13 protein-coding genes are annotated in these 18,684 nt (G+C 47.7%); 5 read left to right on the top strand and 8 right to left on the bottom strand.

Annotation, left to right across the window (positions count from 1 at the left end; translation table 11 throughout):
* Positions 1–181: 181 nt before the first annotated feature.
* On the top strand, positions 182–622 hold the full coding sequence (gene mscL, locus ACFBZI_RS02765) for a large conductance mechanosensitive channel protein MscL (RefSeq protein WP_375714927.1): 441 nt from the start codon (positions 182–184) through the stop codon (positions 620–622).
* Positions 623–711: 89 nt separating this feature from the next.
* Here mscL and glmU read toward each other — a convergent pair whose 3' ends face one another.
* The 7 genes from glmU to ACFBZI_RS02730 form a co-directional block, all read right to left on the bottom strand.
* The gene (gene glmU, locus ACFBZI_RS02760) at positions 712–2,070 is read right to left on the bottom strand and encodes a bifunctional UDP-N-acetylglucosamine diphosphorylase/glucosamine-1-phosphate N-acetyltransferase GlmU (RefSeq protein ID WP_375714926.1); all 1,359 of its coding nucleotides are present in this window, start codon (positions 2,068–2,070) and stop codon (positions 712–714) included.
* 16 nt (positions 2,071–2,086) lie between these two features.
* Entirely contained in the window at positions 2,087–2,812 is a 726-nt protein-coding gene (locus ACFBZI_RS02755) for an ABC transporter permease (protein WP_375714925.1), read from the bottom strand.
* A complete protein-coding gene (locus ACFBZI_RS02750) occupies positions 2,809–3,531 on the bottom strand; it encodes an ABC transporter permease (RefSeq protein WP_375714924.1) in 723 nt (240 codons plus the stop codon). Before ACFBZI_RS02750 ends, ACFBZI_RS02755 begins: the two co-directional genes overlap by 4 nt.
* Before the next feature lie 158 nt (positions 3,532–3,689).
* Positions 3,690–4,484 carry a transporter substrate-binding domain-containing protein gene (locus tag ACFBZI_RS02745; RefSeq protein WP_375714923.1) on the bottom strand — a complete coding sequence of 265 codons (795 nt, stop codon included), beginning with the start codon at positions 4,482–4,484 and terminating at the stop codon, positions 3,690–3,692.
* Between the two features lie 63 nt (positions 4,485–4,547).
* Positions 4,548–5,339 carry a transporter substrate-binding domain-containing protein gene (locus tag ACFBZI_RS02740; RefSeq protein WP_375714922.1) on the bottom strand — a complete coding sequence of 264 codons (792 nt, stop codon included), beginning with the start codon at positions 5,337–5,339 and terminating at the stop codon, positions 4,548–4,550.
* Positions 5,340–5,416: 77 nt separating this feature from the next.
* Positions 5,417–6,199 (bottom strand): transporter substrate-binding domain-containing protein, encoded by a 783-nt coding sequence (locus tag ACFBZI_RS02735; RefSeq protein ID WP_375714921.1) that lies wholly within the window; start codon positions 6,197–6,199, stop codon positions 5,417–5,419.
* A 47-nt stretch (positions 6,200–6,246) separates the two neighbouring features.
* Positions 6,247–7,020: an ABC transporter ATP-binding protein gene (locus ACFBZI_RS02730; RefSeq protein ID WP_375714920.1), complete on the bottom strand. Its 774-nt coding sequence runs from the start codon at positions 7,018–7,020 to the stop codon at positions 6,247–6,249.
* 344 nt (positions 7,021–7,364) lie between these two features.
* Here ACFBZI_RS02730 and ACFBZI_RS02725 point away from each other — a divergent pair, with 344 nt between their 5' ends.
* The 4 genes from ACFBZI_RS02725 (at position 7,365) to topA (ending at position 14,957) form a co-directional block, all read left to right on the top strand.
* Complete coding sequence (locus ACFBZI_RS02725; RefSeq protein WP_375716291.1) at positions 7,365–8,657, top strand: glutamate-5-semialdehyde dehydrogenase; 1,293 nt, start codon at positions 7,365–7,367, stop codon at positions 8,655–8,657.
* 104 nt (positions 8,658–8,761) lie between these two features.
* A complete protein-coding gene (locus ACFBZI_RS02720; protein WP_375714919.1) occupies positions 8,762–11,446 on the top strand; it encodes an FtsK/SpoIIIE family DNA translocase in 2,685 nt (894 codons plus the stop codon).
* A gap of 9 nt (positions 11,447–11,455) precedes the next feature.
* A complete protein-coding gene (locus tag ACFBZI_RS02715; RefSeq protein ID WP_375714918.1) occupies positions 11,456–12,055 on the top strand; it encodes a hypothetical protein in 600 nt (199 codons plus the stop codon).
* Positions 12,056–12,335: 280 nt separating this feature from the next.
* On the top strand, positions 12,336–14,957 hold the full coding sequence (gene topA / locus ACFBZI_RS02710; RefSeq protein WP_375714917.1) for a type I DNA topoisomerase: 2,622 nt from the start codon (positions 12,336–12,338) through the stop codon (positions 14,955–14,957).
* Positions 14,958–15,428: 471 nt separating this feature from the next.
* On the opposite strand, the gene polA is transcribed toward topA, so the two are convergent.
* On the bottom strand, positions 15,429–18,338 hold the full coding sequence (gene polA / locus ACFBZI_RS02705; RefSeq protein ID WP_375714916.1) for a DNA polymerase I: 2,910 nt from the start codon (positions 18,336–18,338) through the stop codon (positions 15,429–15,431).
* Positions 18,339–18,684 lie beyond the last annotated feature (346 nt).

Genomic DNA, 18,684 nt, shown 5'->3' with positions numbered 1-18,684 from the left:
ATTAACATTACTTAACACACTTACCATCAAATGCTACAGTTTATGGCGAAAGCTGTGCTAAAATTGTCCAAGTTTTAGCATGGCTGATTGGCCTGCGACGATGCCTAATCTTGGATTGTGCATATCTTTGCCGCCAGATTGGGTATTTTTATTGTTTCATTAAATAAGATAAGAGTAAACTATGAGCATTATTCAAGAGTTTAAAGAATTTGCCCTAAAAGGCAATGTGATGGATTTGGCGGTCGGTGTGATTATCGGTGCTGCTTTTGGTAAAATCACCACTTCATTGGTCGAAGATGTGATTATGCCAATCGTTTCGTTTATTATGGGTGGCGAATTTGATTTTAAAAATATGTTTATCCTACTGGGTGATGCCCCAGCAGGCGTGCCGATGACTTATGACGCACTCAAAGAGGCGGGCGCACCAATGCTGGCGTATGGCAGTTTTATCACGGTGGTGATTAACTTTATTATTTTGGCATTCATCATCTTTATGATGGTCAAGGGTATGAATGTACTACGCCGTGCCGAAAAAGCCGAAGAGCCAGCCGCACCAGCAGAGCCATCAGAAGACATTTTGTTATTGCGTGAAATCAGTGCCAAATTGGGCGAGCGTAAATAATTTTAAAATTTTGATAAATTTTTATAAAAAAACCTGCCAAATGTAGCAGGTTTTTTATTGTTCAGATTTAAAGACAGTTTATTGATTCCTTAACCCTTTTTGACAGGTCTTACCCAGCCATTAATGGTGGCTTGTTTGGCACGAGATAAGGTGAGCTTGCCATCATCGGCGTTTTTGGTGATGACCGAGCCTGCACCGATGGTCGCACCAGCACCGATTTTGACAGGTGCGACTAGACTTGAGTTACTGCCGATAAAGGCATTGTCGCCGATGGTGGTGGTGAATTTATTGACGCCGTCATAATTGCAAGTGATGACGCCAGCACCGATATTGACATCACGGCCGACGACGCTGTCGCCAACATAGCTAAGATGGTTGATTTTACTGCCGTAGCCGACGGTGCTTTTTTTGGTTTCGACAAAGTTACCGATTTTGACCTTGTCGGACAGCACCGATTTGGGTCGCAAGTGGGCAAATGGCCCAATGCTGGCATCGCAACCAATTTGGCTGTCATCAATCACGCAGTTTGGCTTGATGTGTGTATGGCTGCCGATTTGGCTGCTTGTGATGATGTTGCCAGCATCGATTTGCACGCCATCGCCCAGCACCACTTCACCGACAAACACCGTATTAATATCAATAAACACATCTTGACCGCAGTGCAGCGTGCCACGAATATCCACACGAGTAGGGTCGGCAAATTGCACGCCGCCCAATTGCAGGGCGTGGATTTGGTGAGCTTGGTAAGTGCGTTCCAGATTGGCAAGCTGAATGCGATCATTGACCCCTTCGATCTCAAAGTCAAATTCTGGGGCGATGGTGGTGATATTGATGCCGTCATTGACTGCCAATTTGACAATGTCCGTCAGATAATATTCGCCTTGTGCGTTGTCGTTACTTAAAATTGGCAAATATTTGTGCAGCAGGGCATTATTCACGCAGTAGATGCCACTGTTAATCTCGGTGATGCGTTTTTGCTCTTCGCTGGCGTCTTTTTGCTCGACGATGGCGACCACTTTGCCGTTTTCACGGATAATGCGACCCAAGCCAAACGGATTGGCAACTTGCAAAGTCAGCATAGAAATGCCATCGGTGTTGGCGGCAACCAGTTTTTGTAGCGTGGCAGCTTGCGTTAGCGGCACATCACCGTACAAAATCAGACTTTTGCCAGCGGTGGGCAAGTGCGGCAAAGCCATCTTGACCGCATGGCCTGTACCCAGCTGCTCGGCTTGTTCGGCAAAAGTGATGGGATAATCGGCAAGGGCGGTTTTGACCATCTCACCGCCAAAGCCATAAATCAGCACGGTGTTATCGGCGTGAATGTTGGCACAAGTGTCCAACACATGAGCGACCAATGCCTTGCCTGCCAAGGTTTGTAAGACCTTTGGGCGAGTGGATTTCATGCGTGTGCCTTTGCCAGCTGCTAAAATAATGGTATGTAGTGTCATAAGTTTTCCTTAATTGCTAATTTGGCAAATTGGCATCGGCCGTTGGTGGCACATAGCGTTTATGGCGGTTAATGTGGCGTTCAAATTGGCGAAATGCGAACAAAAACACCCAGCTGATGAGCAGATAAATCACGCCAGCAGCAAAAAACATCTCTAGGTTCAGATAGGTGATGGCGATGATATCACGAGCTTTGTGCGTCAGCTCAACCACAGTGATTGACGCAGCCAATGCACTGCCTTTGAGCATAAAAATCACTTCATTACTATAAGCAGGAATCATGATACCAAAGGCTCGTGGCAGGGTGATGCGTTTTAATTTTTGTAATTTTGACATACCGATGGCATCGGCAGCTTCCAGCTCGCCAGTCGGCACGGCCATCACCGCACCACGCACAATCTCACCGATGTAGGCAGAAGTGTTGAGCGTAAAGGCGATAATCGCACACCAGTAGGCTTGACTAAAAACTGGCTCCCAAAGTGTAGATTGCTTAATGGTGTCAAATTGTCCCAAGCCATAATAAATCAAGAAAATCTGCACCAGCAGCGGCGTACCACGAAAAAAGAAAATATACACCGCAGGTATCGCACGCAGCCACAGCGTCGGCGACAGACGCAGCAGCCCCAAAATCACGCCCAACACCAAGCCAATCGCACACGAAGTTACCACAAGCTCAATGGTGGTTACGGATGCCGCCAGTAAGTCGGGAAAATATTTGATGATTGCTTGCCAGTTCCAGCTCATGCCTGACCCCCTGATTTTTTGCGTAAGCGTTTGGCGTAGCGTGCAGCAGGATTGGCACGAGATTCACACCACATGATAAATAGCGTTACCACTGAAGTTAATGCCAGATAAATAAAGGCGGCGGCCAGATAAAAGGTAAAGGCTTTTTGGGTGGATTGGGCGGCACGCTGTGAATAATACATCAAATCTTGTAAGCCAATCAGCGAAACCAACGCCGTGTCTTTGAGTAAAACCAACGCCAAATTGCCCAAACCGGGCAATGCCACCATCCACATTTGCGGCAAAATGATGCGTCTTAGCGTCTGAAATGGCGTCATGCCGATGCTTTGGGCGGATTCCCATTGACCTTTGGGAATGTCTTGGATTGCCATGCGAAACACTTCGGTCGCATAAGCCCCAAACATGATGGACAATGCTGTCACCCCAGCCCAAAACTGGCTGATGTCAAGCCGTCCGTGATAGCCCATTTGTTTGGCGATGGCGGCAAAAATCACGCTACCACCATAAAAAATAAAGAACACCATCAGCAGTTCGGGAATGCCACGGACGACAGTTGTATAGACATTGGCAATTTTTTCCAATATCCAAATTCCTGACAATTTGGCAAGCGCACCCAAAAGACCAAAAACCAAGCCCAAAACCAAACTGGCCAAGCCTAATTTGATGGTCAAAATCGTGCCTTGTATCAAAAGTGGGCCGTAGCCTTGTAAGTCAAACACAATAAAACCTTAATATCTACAAATGGCGATATTTTCTTGTTATAAAAATGGCTGAATGCCATCAAAATCATTTTGATGGACAAAACAGGCTTTTGGTGATGGCGACACCACCAAAAGCAATTGCACTTTTTAAAATAATGCTTAAGATTAATAAAATCTTATTCCATGCCTTGTGGCATGCCTTCTTCACCAAAGTGCTTGATGACGATTTGTTTATAAGTGCCGTCCGCTTTGATGGCATCTAGGGCAGTGTTAATTTTTTGGAGTAGCTCATCGTTGCCTTTGTCCACTGCCACGGCGATTTTGTCATTAATATCAATGTCGCCGCCTTTGATTTCAAAGCCTTTGCCAATGTCGGATTTTAGCCAAGTCAGTGCTGGCAATTTGTCCGAAATCATCGCATCAGCACGACCATTGCCCAAGTCAATAAAGGCATTGTCAAGGGTGTCATACAGTTGTGGCTTGCTGTTTGGGTAAGTTTGGGTCAGCCACTGACTTGAGATGGTTGAGCGTTGGGCGACAATCTTGGCAGATTCGATGGCTTTGGCACTCGTTGGGTCAAAATTTGACTGATTTTTTGCCAAAAACACCAAAGAGTTGATGTAGTACGGCTGGCTAAAATCCACCTGCTCGCTACGCTCTGGCGTTACCGACATTGCCGAGACGATGGCGTCAAATTTGCCTGTTTTTAGGGCAGGAATGATGCCGTCCCAATCTTGGGCGACAATCTCGCATTTGGTCTGCATTTTGTCGCATAAGGCTTGGGCGATGTCAATGTCAAAACCGCCTAGGCTGGCGTCTGGATTGGTGAAGTTAAACGGTGCATAAGCCCCTTCTGTGCCGATACGCAGCACTGCATCATTGGACGCTTGCTCTGAATTTTGACCGCTGCAAGCACTTAGGCCAAACACACCAATGGCCGCCGCCATAAGTCCAAATTTTGTAAATTTCATAATCAACTCCTTGATAAAAAAATACCATGATGCAGGCAAAGTCGCCCGCATCTGGTGGGGTGGTTATTTGCCGACTGCTTGAGTGTCGAAGTATTTGGCAAGGATTTCGTCATACTTGCCGTTGGTTTTTAGGCTGGCAAGGGCAGCGTCAAAATCTGCTTTTAGGCTGTCGCCTTTGCGGATAGCGATGCCGACTTTATCGTTGATGTCAATCGGTGTGCCTTTGACTTCAAAGCCAGCCCCAGCGTCAGTTTTTAGCCAATCAGACGCAGGCACGACATCAGACAGCATCAAATCGGCACGACCTGACGCCAAATCCAGATAAGCATTGTCTTGCTTGTCGTAAGTTTTGACGACGGCATCAGGATAGTTTTTGGCAAGATAATCTGCCGAGACGGTCGCTTGCTGAGTGGCGACGGTTTTGCCAGCGATATTGTCGATGGTGGTCGAGTCGCCTTTTTTGCCGATAAGCACCAAAGTATTGTCAAAATACGGTTCGCTAAAATCAACCGCATTCAGACGCTCTTCGGTGATTGACATGCCTGCCATGATGGCGTCAGATTTTTGAGCGTTTAGGCTGGGAATCAGACTGTCCCAATCTTGGCTGACGATGTCGCACTTGGCGTTCATCTGTTCACACAAAGCATTGGCAAGGTCAATCTCAAAGCCAACCAAGTTGCCTTGATTGTCCAGATAGCTAAACGGCTTAAAGCTCGACTCGGTGGCGATGATAAGGCTTTTTTGGCTGCTGTCCGCTGCTTGTTGTGCTGGCATGTCAGCAGGCTTGTCATTACTACACGCAGACAGTGCAGCAGCGGCAAGGGCGAAGGTGGCGAACTTCAAAACAGGTTTCATGACAATCTCCTAACTAACATGATTGGGTGGTTGGCGTACGGATTGATGGTACGCCAGAGTATTTGGGCAAGGGTGGATTATTGAAAATGTGCTTTTTCAATTTCTGCCAATTTGCCGTTTTCTTTGATTTTTGCAAGAGCAGCATCAAACTCAGCTTTTAGGCTATCGCCTTTACGCATGGCGATGCCCAGATGGTCGTTGTTATCAATCTCATCGCCGACCAAGCCAAAATCTTGGTTGCCTGCTTGTTTTAGCCAGTCGCTGGCAGAGACTTTTTCGGCCATGACCGCTTGGTTGCGTCCAGCTTTCATGTCCAAATAGGCGTTGGTGTAGGTGTCATACAGCTGCACACGGTTGCCGTCTTTGCCGTCGTATTTTTCGCTGATGTAGGCTGCCCCTGTGGTTGAGCGTTGGCTTGCCAGTACTTTGTCTTTGATGTTATTTGGGTCAAAGCTGCCGTCATTTTTGGCCAGCCAAACGATGGTATTTGAAAAGTACGAATCCGAAAAATCAACCTGTGCTTGACGCTCTGGCGTAACCGACATACCAGCGATGATGGCGTCGTATTTGTTCGCCAATAGCCCCGGAATCAGACCGTCCCAATCTTGGGCGACAATTTCACATTTGGCATTCATTTCTTCACACAAAGCATTCATCACATCGACATCAAAGCCAACAATGTTGCCATTGGCATCGGTGTCGTTAAACGGTGGGTAGGCTGCTTCGGTGGCGATGACCAAGTTTTTTTGTTCTTTGGCGGCAGCGTCATCGGCTTTGGCGGTGTCGTTATCTTGGGCTTTGTTGCAGCCAGTTAGGGCAAATGCAGTGGCAGCAGTCAGAACAAGCAGGCGTTTCATCATGATACAATTTCCTAGGTTAAGCAAGTTAAAAAGTCAATCTCGCCAATTTAGCGGTGCGATGCCATAAATTCACGCACTCGTGGCGATTTTGGATTATCAAATACTTCTTCGGGTGTGCCGATTTCTTCGATGCGGCCTTGGTGCAAAAAGACCACTTTGCTAGACACTTCACGAGCAAATCGCATCTCGTGGGTAACAATCAGCATGGTGCGGCCTTCGGCTGCCAGCTCACGCATGACCGCCAGCACTTCATTGACCAGCTCTGGGTCGAGTGCCGAAGTCGGCTCATCAAACAGCAGTACCTGTGGACGCATGGCAAGCGAGCGAGCGATAGCGACACGCTGACGCTGACCGCCTGATAGGTTATCTGGGTAGGCGTCTTTTTTGTCCAGCAGACCGACCTTGGCAAGTAGGCGTTCGGCATCGGCGATGGCGTCGCTTTTTGAGACACCAAGCACTTGTGTTGGGCCTTCGATGATGTTTTGTAAGATGGTTTTGTGCGGCCATAGGTTAAAACTTTGGAACACAAAGCCGATTTTTGAACGCAATTTTTCAAGCTGCTTATTGTCAGCGGCAACCAACTCGCCCTTGTGTGGCTTGAGTGCCAAGGCTTCTTGACCGACAATGATTTTACCAGATGTGGGTTTTTCAAGCAGGTTAATGCAGCGTAGCAAGGTGGATTTGCCTGAGCCTGACGACCCCAAAATACTGATGACATCGCCGTCATACGCTGTCAATGACACGCCTTTTAGCACATCAAGCGAGCCATAGCTTTTATGAATGTCTTGTAAGTCAAGGGCAATCGGGCGTGAGTGAGTCATGAAAATTCCTAAGCAAGATGAATGTTGGCACAATTTGCCAGTATAATTTTATCAAAACAAAATTTATCACCGTAATTTTACCCAATTTTTTTATAAAGGCAAATATTTTTCGCATTTTTTGCTATATTTATCAAAAAACGCAATAATTGGCGAGAATTTGGGTGGTATTTTTGCCAGTTTATGCTTACAATGCAGTCAGGCGTTGATGCCGTGTGGTGTTTATTTGTTCAAAGATTTAAAAGATACAGAAAAAAGATGCAAAAGATGTAAAATCCAAGCGATAACCAAAGTGATGACTAAAGCGACAACCAAAGGGCGATGCGATGACAAATGCGATGACAAAAGTGCAAGCGGTACAAATTGACGATGTGGTGGCATATATGCAGACGGTGGGCAAGCAGGCAAAGGCAGCGTCTGCAATTTTGGCCGCTGCCGATACCAAAACCAAAAATCAAGCATTGGCGTGCATTAAGCAGGCACTTTTTGCCAATAAAGCACAAGTGCTGGCTGCCAATGCCAAAGATGTCAAAGCAGGGCAGGACAATGCGTTAGATGCCGCTTTGCTTGACAGATTGGTGTTAAACGATGCTCGCTTTGGGGCGATGATGGCATCGCTGGACGATGTGATAAATTTGCCCGACCCTGTGGGTGAGATGAGCCATTTGACCCATCGTCCATCAGGCATTTTGCTGGGTAAGATGCGAGTGCCGCTTGGGGTGATTGGTATGATTTATGAATCTCGCCCAAATGTTACGCTAGAAGCGGCAAGTCTGGCGATTAAGTCGGGCAATGCCATCATTTTACGTGGTGGCTCTGAAGCATATCATTCCAACCAAGCGATTGCTGCCTGTATTTACCAAGGGCTAACACAAGCAGGCCTGCCCCAAGATGTCGTGCAGGTGCTGGCGACCACCGACCGTGCGGCAGTGGATAGCCTAATCACCATGAAAGATACCGTCGATGTGGTGATACCACGGGGCGGCAAGGGTTTGATTGAGCGTATCAGCCGTGGGGCAAGCGTGCCTGTGATTAAGCATTTGGACGGCAATTGCCACACTTATATTGACAAAGATGCCGATATGGACATGGCGACCACGGTGGCGGTCAATGCCAAAACTTCACGCTACGCACCGTGTAATGTGATGGAAACGCTGCTGGTGCATCAGGCGGTGGCAGCAACTGCCTTACCAAAAATTCTCACCGCCATGAGCGATGTCGATGCTGCCATGCAATTTCGTGTCTGTCCTGTGAGCATGGCGATACTTGCCGATAGCGGATTAAATCTTAGCCCAGCTTGTGAAGAAGACTGGTATGCTGAATATCTGGCACCGATTTTGGCGGTAAAGGTGGTTGATGATTTGGACGCTGCCATCGCCCACATTAATCACTACGGCAGCCATCACACCGATGTGATTATCACCGACAATTATGCCGCCACCAATGCCTTTATCCGCCGTGTGGATTCGTCCAGTGTGATGGTCAATGCATCAAGCCGTTTTGCTGATGGCTTTGAGTACGGTTTGGGTGCTGAAATTGGCATCTCAACCGACAAAATCCACGCACGGGGGCCTGTGGGATTGCACGGTTTAACCAGTGAAAAATGGGTGGTGTTTGGGCATGGTGAAATCCGCCCATAGGCTTGCCACTTGATGACAAAAGTTTGGTAAATTTGCCCAAATTCGCTATAATAGATAGTTTATGATGAGTTGATAAACCGTCCATTGCCTGCCTACGAGAGATCATGAGTAATCTATTTCAAAGCCCAGCCGTTGCCAAATTTGTCGAAAGCTTACCCACCATCAGAAAGCTGATTTTTAGTGCTTTTGGTATCGGCTTGCTGATTTTTTTGTTTTTGTCCTTGTTGTCCTACAATCCTGACGATTCGGCATGGTCGCATGTCAGCAGCAATCTGACCGTTAGCAATGTTGGCGGACGATTGGGGGCTTGGATTGCTGATATTTTGCACGCCTTTTTTGGCTTTGGGGCGTGGTTTTTGGTGTTGGCATTGGCGTATGAATTAGTCTGCCAATGGTGGACGCACACCAAGCTGATTTGGGCAATCCGTGCTTGTGCTTATGGGCTGTTGTTATTATTTGTCAGTGCCTTATTGTCCTATGCAGGCGGTTTACAAGACGCACAAGCGGCATTGACTTTGGGTGGTGCGATTGGCACGACTTTGCAGAGCAATTTGGCCGATGCTTTTGGTGAAATGCCAGCAGTTTTGTTAATCATCGCCACCATTATTGTGCTTTCGGTGCTAAGTTTTGAGATTCGCTGGCGTGCGTTGGTGCAAGATGTGCTGTTTGGCTGGCTTGATGCCAAAAAAACCAAAACGGACGAAACCACCGATCAAGACAACGATGCGTCAGTGGTGCTTGATGATGACGAGCAGACGCAAATGGCGGTGGATTTGGCAACGCCGCACAATCATAAAGGGGCATTGGAGAGCTTTTTGCGGCATTCTGGCTTGCGTGAAGAGCTGCTGGCACAGCGTCAAGCAGAACAACAGGCCAAGCAAGCGGCACTACAAGCTGAGCAGTCAAGCTCATCCAAGCAGGCCGCCTTGCCTAAGGTTCGTGTGGTAGATATGCTTGAAAAAGCAGCAGTCAAGCCAGCTGAAGTATTGAGCCAAGACTCAAGTCCAAGCCACATCTCAAGTCAGATTTCAAGCGATGCCACTGACACGCAAGTGGCGGTTAAGTCAGCGGTTCAGGCTGATTTTACCCAAATTGAAAATGATGAAATCGCCCCAGTCGCTACTGATAAAACAATTTCACAGACGGCTGATAAAGATGGTGCAATTCAGCCAAGCATTCATCAAACGCCTAAGGCAAATATCACCAATGAAACGGTGGCAGACTGGGTGGAATATCAGCCATCAGCCGATGATGCAGGCGTGCAAGCTGGCAAACCCAAATCCCATGCGATGGATACGCTGACTTATCGCATGAGCTTATCGCCGATTCCAGAGCTGGATTTGCTCGATAAGCCAGATTTGTCCAAAAAGCCCCAAGTTAGCCAAGAAGCACTGGACAAAGCCAGTGAATTGCTTGAGATTAAACTGCAAGAATACAATATCCAAGCCCAAGTCGTCTCGGCGATGGTCGGCCCAGTGGTTACTCGCTTTGAAGTGGAGCTTGCCCCTGGTGTCAAGGCAAGCCGTGTTACTCGTATCGCACAGGATTTGGCACGCTCAATGTCCAAGGCATCGCTGCGTGTGGTGGAAGTTATCCCCGGCAAGCCTTATATCGGTATCGAAGTGCCGAACAAAAATCGTGAAACGGTGCATTTGATTGAGCTGTTGGACACGCCAGATTATAAAGATCCAAACAACCAAATCGCCATCGCCGTGGGCAAGGACATCAGTGGCAAGCCTGTGATTGCCGATCTTGCCAAAGCACCGCATATGCTGGTCGCTGGTACGACAGGCTCGGGCAAATCGGTGCTGGTCAATGCCTTTTTGTTATCGATGCTGCTAAAATACACGCCTGATGATCTAAAGCTGGTGCTGATTGACCCCAAACAGCTTGAGCTTGCCAACTATGGCGACATTCCGCATCTACTGACGCCTGTGATTACCGACATGAAAGATGCGGTGGCGGCATTGACTTGGTGTGTCAATGAAATGGAGCGACGCTATCAGCTGATGAGTAAATTGCGAGTGCGTAAAATCAGCGAATTTAACAAAAAAATCGAACAAGCTGAACACAGCGGCGAGCCGATTTTTGATCCGCTTTGGCAAATGAGCGATAGCGTCAGCCAGTCTAAGCCGCCTAAGCTCAAAGCGCTGCCAACCATCGTGATTGTCGCTGATGAATTTGCCGATATGATCATGCAGCTTGGCAAAACTGCCGAAGAGCCGATTGTGCGTCTTGCCCAAAAAGCTCGAGCTGCTGGCATTCATCTGCTGCTGGCGACTCAGCGTCCAACTGTCAATGTGGTAACAGGGCTTATCAAGGCGAATGTGCCTGCCCGTGTGGCGTTGCGTGTCAATTCTAAGGTGGACAGCCGTACCATCATCGAAGAAGGCGGTGCCGAAGACATGCTGGGGCATGGCGATATGATGTTTATTGGTCCGGGCAAAAACAGCCCTGAGCGTATGCACGGTGCTTATGTGGACGACGATGAAGTCAATCGTGTGTGCGATGCATGGCGTGAGCGTGGCAGCCCTGATTATATTGATTTGTCCGACAGTTATACCTTTGAAGGTGAAGGCAGTGGCGACATGAATGCCAGCAGTGATGGCGATGAGCTGTATGAAGCGGCGGCGGCATTTGTGGTGGAGACACGCAGACCGTCGATTTCAGCGGTGCAACGCAAATTTAGCATCGGCTATAACCGTGCTGCACGCCTACTTGACCAGATGGAAGAGCGTGGGCTGGTCTCATCGATGGACAGCAGTGGCAAGCGTCAGTTGCTGCTTTAGGGGCGTGTGATGGTCTGGTCAAATGCGATGATTGCCACGGTGGTGGTTTTGGTGGCAGCGGGGTTTTTGTTGGGCAATTTTATGGCAGCACGCCCAAAAGCCAGCGAAACTCGTGTGGCAGATTTTCGTCTGATGGCACGCCAAAGACAAATTTTCCCTAAGCTTATCAGCTGCCCAAGCTGGCTTTTAAAGACTTTGGCGGTACTTCGTCCTGCCAAGCCAATGGGGACAGACCCTTACGCTCGCACGCCAAGCACGCCGATGATTGCCCAGTACACTTTGATGATTGATGAGCTGGCTTTGCCACTGGCACAATATGTGGCAGTCGATGGCACATGGCAGCTGATTGAGCAGACTTTTTACACCGCCAAAATGCAGCGGCAAGCCGAGCAGCTGCATGGCGTGGCGGTGGATTTGCCGCCGAGTATCGCCCCACAGGTTCTAGGCTTGGCACTCAAGGCAAATCACATCGCGCTATATTGGCTGGATAATCAGTACCAGCACAGCCACAAGGCGTATAAATTAGACAAAGCTCAAGCGGACAAGGATTTGCAAGCCCTAAAACGCCAGCTGAGTGCATGGGCGATACAGGTTCATCAGCAAAGATAAACTTGACAGGGATAAATTTGGCAAGGACAAATCGCTAGGGAAAACGACAGGGAAAATCAAGCCGACACGCCATAATCAGGGCGAATTGGACAAATGTTAGCCAAATCAGACGGATAATCGGCATTATTTTATAAAAAATTCATAAAGTGATTGACAAAATGTCATTTGCACCCTATAAATGCAAATTTAGTACGCTTTTGGTCTGATGCCGATGGCAGATACGCTGATTTTATCTTTTATTTCGTTTTTTTTTTATTTTTAACTTTAATAAGGCAACAAGATGGCAACCACCAAAAAAACCACCACCAAAGCTGCATCAACTGCAGCCAATGCCAAGGGCAAGGCCTTGGTAATCGTGGAGTCGCCTGCCAAAGCTAAAACCATCAACAAATATCTGGGCAGTGATTATATCGTCCGCTCAAGCATTGGCCATGTGCGTGATTTGCCTGTTGGCGGTACTGCCAATAAAGCCACCAAGGGCGAAGATGCTGGATTGTCTCGTGAACAAAAAGCCCAAAAAGCCCTAGTGCGGCGAATGGGTGTCGATCCTGAGCATGACTGGGCAGCGGTGTATGAAGTGCTGCCAAATAAAATCAAAGTGATTCGTGAACTCAAGGCTTTGGCAAAAGATGCCGACAAAATCTATCTGGCAACGGACTTGGACAGAGAAGGGGAAGCGATTGCTTGGCATCTCAAAGAAGTCATCGGCGGCGATGATGACAAATACAGCCGTGTGGTGTTTAACGAAATCACCAAATCCGCCATTCAAAATGCCTTTGAACACCCTGACAAGCTCAATATTGACCGTGTCAATGCCCAGCAAGCTCGCCGTTTTCTTGACCGTGTGGTTGGCTTTATGGTGTCGCCGCTACTGTGGGCAAAAGTGGCTCGTGGCTTGTCGGCTGGGCGTGTGCAGTCGGTAGCGACTCGTCTGGTGGTGGAGCGAGAGCGAGAGATTCGTGCTTTTGTGCCAGTGGAATATTGGGAAATTCACACCAATAACATCGCAGGTGATGCCAATTTGCGTCTGCAGGCGGTAAAACAGCAAGGCAAAACGCTAAAACTTGGCAAACAAAGCGATGCCGATAAAGTGGTGGCTACCTTGCAAGCCGCTGATTTTATCGTCTCTGGTATTGACGAAAAGCCAACCCAATCTCGAGCATCAGCACCGTTTATCACATCGACGCTACAACAAGCTGCCAGCACACGCCTAGGTTTTAGCGTCAAAAAAACCATGATTTTGGCACAGCGACTGTACGAAGCAGGTTATATTACCTATATGCGTACTGATTCGACTTTTTTGAGCCAAGATGCATTGGCTGCTGTGCGTGGCTATATTGATGAGAATTTTGGACAGGCTTATTTGCCAGATAAGCCCAATTTTTATGGCAATAAACAAAACGCCCAAGAAGCTCACGAAGCGATTCGTCCGTCCAATGTCAATGTCAAATCCGCCCAGCTGACTGCCATGGAGCGTGATGCCCAGCGTCTGTACGAGCTGATTTGGCGGCAATTTGTCGCCTGCCAGATGACGCCAGCACGCTATCAGTCGGTCAATCTTATCGTCAGTGCTGGCGATATTGAGCTAAAAGCCAAAGGGCGGACGCTGGTTTTTGATGGTTATACTCGTGTGCAGCCACCTGCCAAAAGTGATGATGTGCTGCTGCCAGCGGTGGTGGTTGGCGAAAAATTGCCCTTGTCAAGCATCGAGCCGACACAGCATTTTACCAAGCCACCAGCACGATACAGCGAAGCCAGTCTGGTCAAAGAGCTAGAAAGCCGTGGCATCGGCCGCCCTTCAACTTATGCAGCGATTATCTCAACTATCCAAGAGCGTGGCTATGTCAAACTTGAGAACAAACGCCTATATGCCGAAAAAATGGGCGACATCGTTACCGAACGGCTGGTCGAAAGTTTTCCTGATTTGATGGATTATGCGTTTACCGCAGGGCTAGAAGGGCAGCTGGACGAAGTGGCGGTTGGCCATGAGAATTGGAAAGCGGTTTTGGACAATTTTTATCACGGATTTAAACAAAAACTAGACACTGCCAAAGCTGCCGATGGCATGCGTCCGAACAACCCAACCAATGTGCCAGACATTCATTGCGATTTGTGCAGTCGTCCGATGCAGGTGCGAACTGGCTCAACAGGCGTGTTTTTGGGCTGTACAGGCTATAATCTACCGCCCAAAGAACGCTGCAAAGGCACCAAAAATTTGATGCCAGTATCGGCGTTTGAATTTGATGCCGACGACGATTCGGCAGAAGTCAATGCCTTGATGGAGAAAAAACGCTGCCCAAAATGTAACGCAGCGATGGACGGTTATATCGTTGATGGCGGACTAAAATTACACATTTGTGGCAACAATCCTGATTGTGATGGCTATTTGCTCGAAAAAGGCGTGTTTGAAATCGGCGGAGCGACCAATGACGCACCGACCATTGACTGTGATAAGTGCGATGGGCAAATGGAGCTAAAAACAGGGCGTTTTGGGGCGTACTTTGCCTGTCGCAGCTGCGATAATACCAGAAAAGTGCTAAAAAATGGTCAGGCAGCACCCCCACGCATGACGGCGATTGCCATGCCGAACCTGCGTTCACAAAAGTTTGACGACCATTATGTATTGCGTGAAGGGGCGGCTGGGCTGTTTTTGGCAGCATCAAAATTCCCCAAAGTGCGTGAAACTCGTCCGCCCAAGTTGAGCGAATTGCGTGAAATCAAGGCACAACTGGAGCCAAAATTCCATTATTTGTTTGACGCACCAGATGTGGACGATAATGGCAATCCGACCATCTTACGCTGGAGTCGCAAAAATGCCGAGCAATATGTCGGCTCAGAAAAAGACGGCAAGGCAACTCGCTTTGCTTTGCTGTGGCGAAATGGTGCTTGGATACAAGAATAGCCGCTTGATGAGCTGCTCTGCTTTTTGGCGTATTTTTGGTGCATTGCGGTGCATTGTAAGACATTTCTTACACATATTGACGCCATTGGCGTATGTTCATCGCCACAATTTTGTTGCATAATACACCCATAGCAACGGAGAACCCTGATGGAGCAGGGCAAGGATGAAATGCTATTCAAGGAAGGTTGGTAAGGATACGGATTTTACGCATGGTAAAATCATGAAAAATAACAGGTCATATCTGCTGGTATGGCCTGTTATTTTTTTTGCTTTTTAAATTTTAAAAATTAGAAAAATAATAAAAAAAATGGCAAATGACAAATGGCAAATTGCCAAAAAAAATCAGCAAATACCGCAAAATTTAAAAAATTAAACTGGCAACCATTTCAGATTGCCAGTTTTAAAAATTAAAAAATTAAATATTGGGCGAAAAAGGCAGATTTGCAAAAATGACAAACTTGCCAAAATGGCTTAATGTGCCTGATCCCAATTGTCGCCCATGCCGACTTCCACCACCAGCGGCACAGCAAAATCAATTGCCCAGCCCAAGGTTTTGGCAGTGTCTCTTAGCACATTTTGCATCACGGTTTTGATGGATTGGGCGATGTGTGCTGCTTGACTGCGATCAGCTTCAAACACCAGCTCATCATGCACTTGCAGCAGCAGCTTGGCGTGTTCTTTGGGCAAGATGGCATCGACAGCGATCATTGCAAGTTTGATAATCTCAGCTGCCGAACCCTGCAAGGGGGCATTGATGGCGGCACGCTCGGCAGCTTCTTTGATCATGCGGTTGCTACTTTCGATGTCAGGGGTGTATAATTTGCGACCCAAAATCGTCTGCACATAGCCGTTTTGTTTTGCCATCGCTTTGGTATTTTGCATATAATCACTGATGGCAGGATAGCGAGCAAAGTAGCGTTTGATGTAGTCTTGAGCGATATGACGCTCAACGCCCAGCTGCTTGGCAAGCCCAAAGGCACTCATGCCATACAACAGCCCAAAATTCACTGCTTTGGCGGCTCGGCGTTCGCCAGCAGTAACTTCATCGATGCTTTTGCCCATGATTTCGGCGGCGGTGGCGGTGTGAATGTCTAGGTTTTGGTTAAAAGCACGAATTAAACTTTCATCACCGCTAAAATGTGCCATCAGCCGCAGCTCAATCTGCGAATAATCCGCCGCCAAGATAACTCTATCGGCAGGTGCGATAAAGGCTTCACGAATCAGCCGCCCTGTGTCGGTGCGAATGGGGATATTTTGCAAATTGGGGTCAGATGATGACAGTCGCCCTGTGCTGGTCAGTGCTTGATGGTAGTTGGTATGCACACGAGCATGACGGTCGGCAGCGGCAGCCAGAGCGTCCGTGTAGGTGCTTTTTAGCTTAGATAGGCTGCGATGCTCCAGCACGACATCGACCAGTGGGTGCTCGATTTTTGATAACACCGCTTCGGAAGTGGAGTATTGCCCTGTTTTGGTTTTTTTACCGCCTGCGATGCCCAGTTTATCAAACAAAATCTCACCCAGCTGCTTGGGACTGGCAAGGTTAAAACTCTCACCAGCGATACGCTCGGCATCGATTTGTAATGCCATGATTTGCTTGTCAAATTCGCCAGACAATTTGCCCAAAAAATCCGTGGCAATCAAAATGCCATCATGCTCCATCTGCGTTAGAATTTGGGCGGTGGGGATTTCAAGCTGGTGCAGTAGGCGACTGCCAACGCTGTCATTTTTTAGATATTCATTAAAAATACTAAATAATCTAAAAGTAATGTCTGCATCTTCGCAGGCATACTGGCTGGCACTGTCAATGGCGACTTTATCAAAGGTAAGCTGCTTGGCACCTTTGCCTGCCACCGCTTCAAAAGTGGTGGTTTTGGTGTGCAGATAATACTCAGCAAGGGCGTCCATGTTATGACGAGTGGCGGCGGCATTGATAACATAGCTTGCCAGCATGGTGTCCATTTGCCAGTTTGCCAAACTGATGCCATATTTCATAAAAATGTGGGCATCGTATTTGATGTGCTGACCGATTTTACCGATGTTTGGATTTTCTAAAATTGGCTTAAGTCTTGATAATACCAGCTCTAGCGGCAATTGATTATCCAGTAAGACATCAAAATCGCCCGTATGCCCCACAGGGATATAATAGCCTTCATAATTGGCACAGCTGACCGAGATGCCGACCAGTTTGGCGTGCTGCCAGTTGATGCTTGTGGTTTCGGTATCGATGGCAAAATAAGGGCTGCTTGCGAGTTTATCAAGCAATTTTTCAAAATCTGCCAGTGTCTGTACCGTGTGATAAACTGGCTCGCTACTTGCCAATGTCGGCACGGCTGGCGTGTCATTTGGTGAATTTTGAGTATTTGGTGATGGATTTTTATTAATATTATCTAAATTGTTAAAATCATCTCGATTATCGGCATCGTCAGCTTTGGTAAAACTTTGGCTGATATTCTCGCCTAACAATTTGGCGGTTTCTGCCATTTCTTTTTTAAATTCTAGCATCTCAAACAAAGCATGCAAGGCTGGGGCTCGCTGCTGTTTGGCGGCAGTGCTGTTATCGATGGCAATGTCATCAAAATTCATCGCCAAATCTAGGTTGGTAACGATGGTTGCTAAGGTGCGATTGAGCGGAATCTCGCCTTGATGCTCAGCGATGCTTTTGCCGACCGCCCCTTTGATGGCATCGGCATGAGCCAGCAGGGTGTCAATGTCGCCGTATTCGTTCAGCAGTTTAGCGGCGGTTTTTGCACCGACTTTGGGAATGCCAGCGATACCATCGGACGCATCGCCCATCAGCGTCAAATAATCGGCAATCTGCTCGCTGGTTACGCCAAATTTCTCAACCACGCCTGCTTTGTCGGTGATTTTGCCACTAAAGCTGTCTTCGAGTACCACGCAGTCATTGACCAGCTGTGCCATATCCTTATCGCCTGTTGAGATGACCACAGGATAGCCTTGGGTGCAGGCGGTGTGTGCCAGCGTGCCAATGATGTCGTCCGCTTCGTAGCCGTCGATTTTTATCAGGGCAATGCCCATCTTTTCGATCATTTCGTGAATGTGGGGAATTTGCACTCGCAAATCATCGTCCATCGGCGGACGGTGTGCCTTATAGGCGGCGGACAATTGATGGCGAAAAGTCGGTGCTTTGGTGTCAAAGGCAATCGCCATGTGCGTGGGATTGTATTTTTTGATTAATTTGCCCAAGGCGTTTAGCACGCCACGAATGGCATTGGTCGGCAGCCCTTGTGAGTTGGACAGTGGCGGCAAACCGTGAAAACAGCGAAACAAATAATATGAGCCATCAACCAAAACCACTGGCGGGCGGCTGGGGTCGATGTGCGAAGTGTCAAAAGTGGCAAGATTGGGAACAGGCTTATTCATAATATTATCTTAATGGTTAATAAATTTTTAAATGCTAAAGTTTTTAATGGTAAACAATGGATAATGGATAGCTGCACAAATCGGCAGGCGATGATAACAAATCCAGCTTATTTATCATTTTTATCATTATAACAGCCCTATCGCCCAATGCCTATCATAAATTGGCAGTGGCATAATTGCTGGCTTGGCGGATACTGGCATTTGCCAAACATCGATTTTAGCACACAAGTTTAGCACGCCAGTTTATAAAACCAAAACACGCAGGCGTGATCAACGGTGCTTTGTCGCTATCTTGGGCAGTTTTGTGATATAATTTGCAAAAATTTATTGAGCAATTTTGTTTATT

Source organism: Moraxella marmotae, assembly GCF_042219885.1.
In the GTDB taxonomy this organism is placed as follows: domain Bacteria; phylum Pseudomonadota; class Gammaproteobacteria; order Pseudomonadales; family Moraxellaceae; genus Moraxella; species Moraxella marmotae.
Note: the sequence above shows the minus strand (reverse complement) of the source record. Positions and strands in the feature narration are given on the sequence as shown.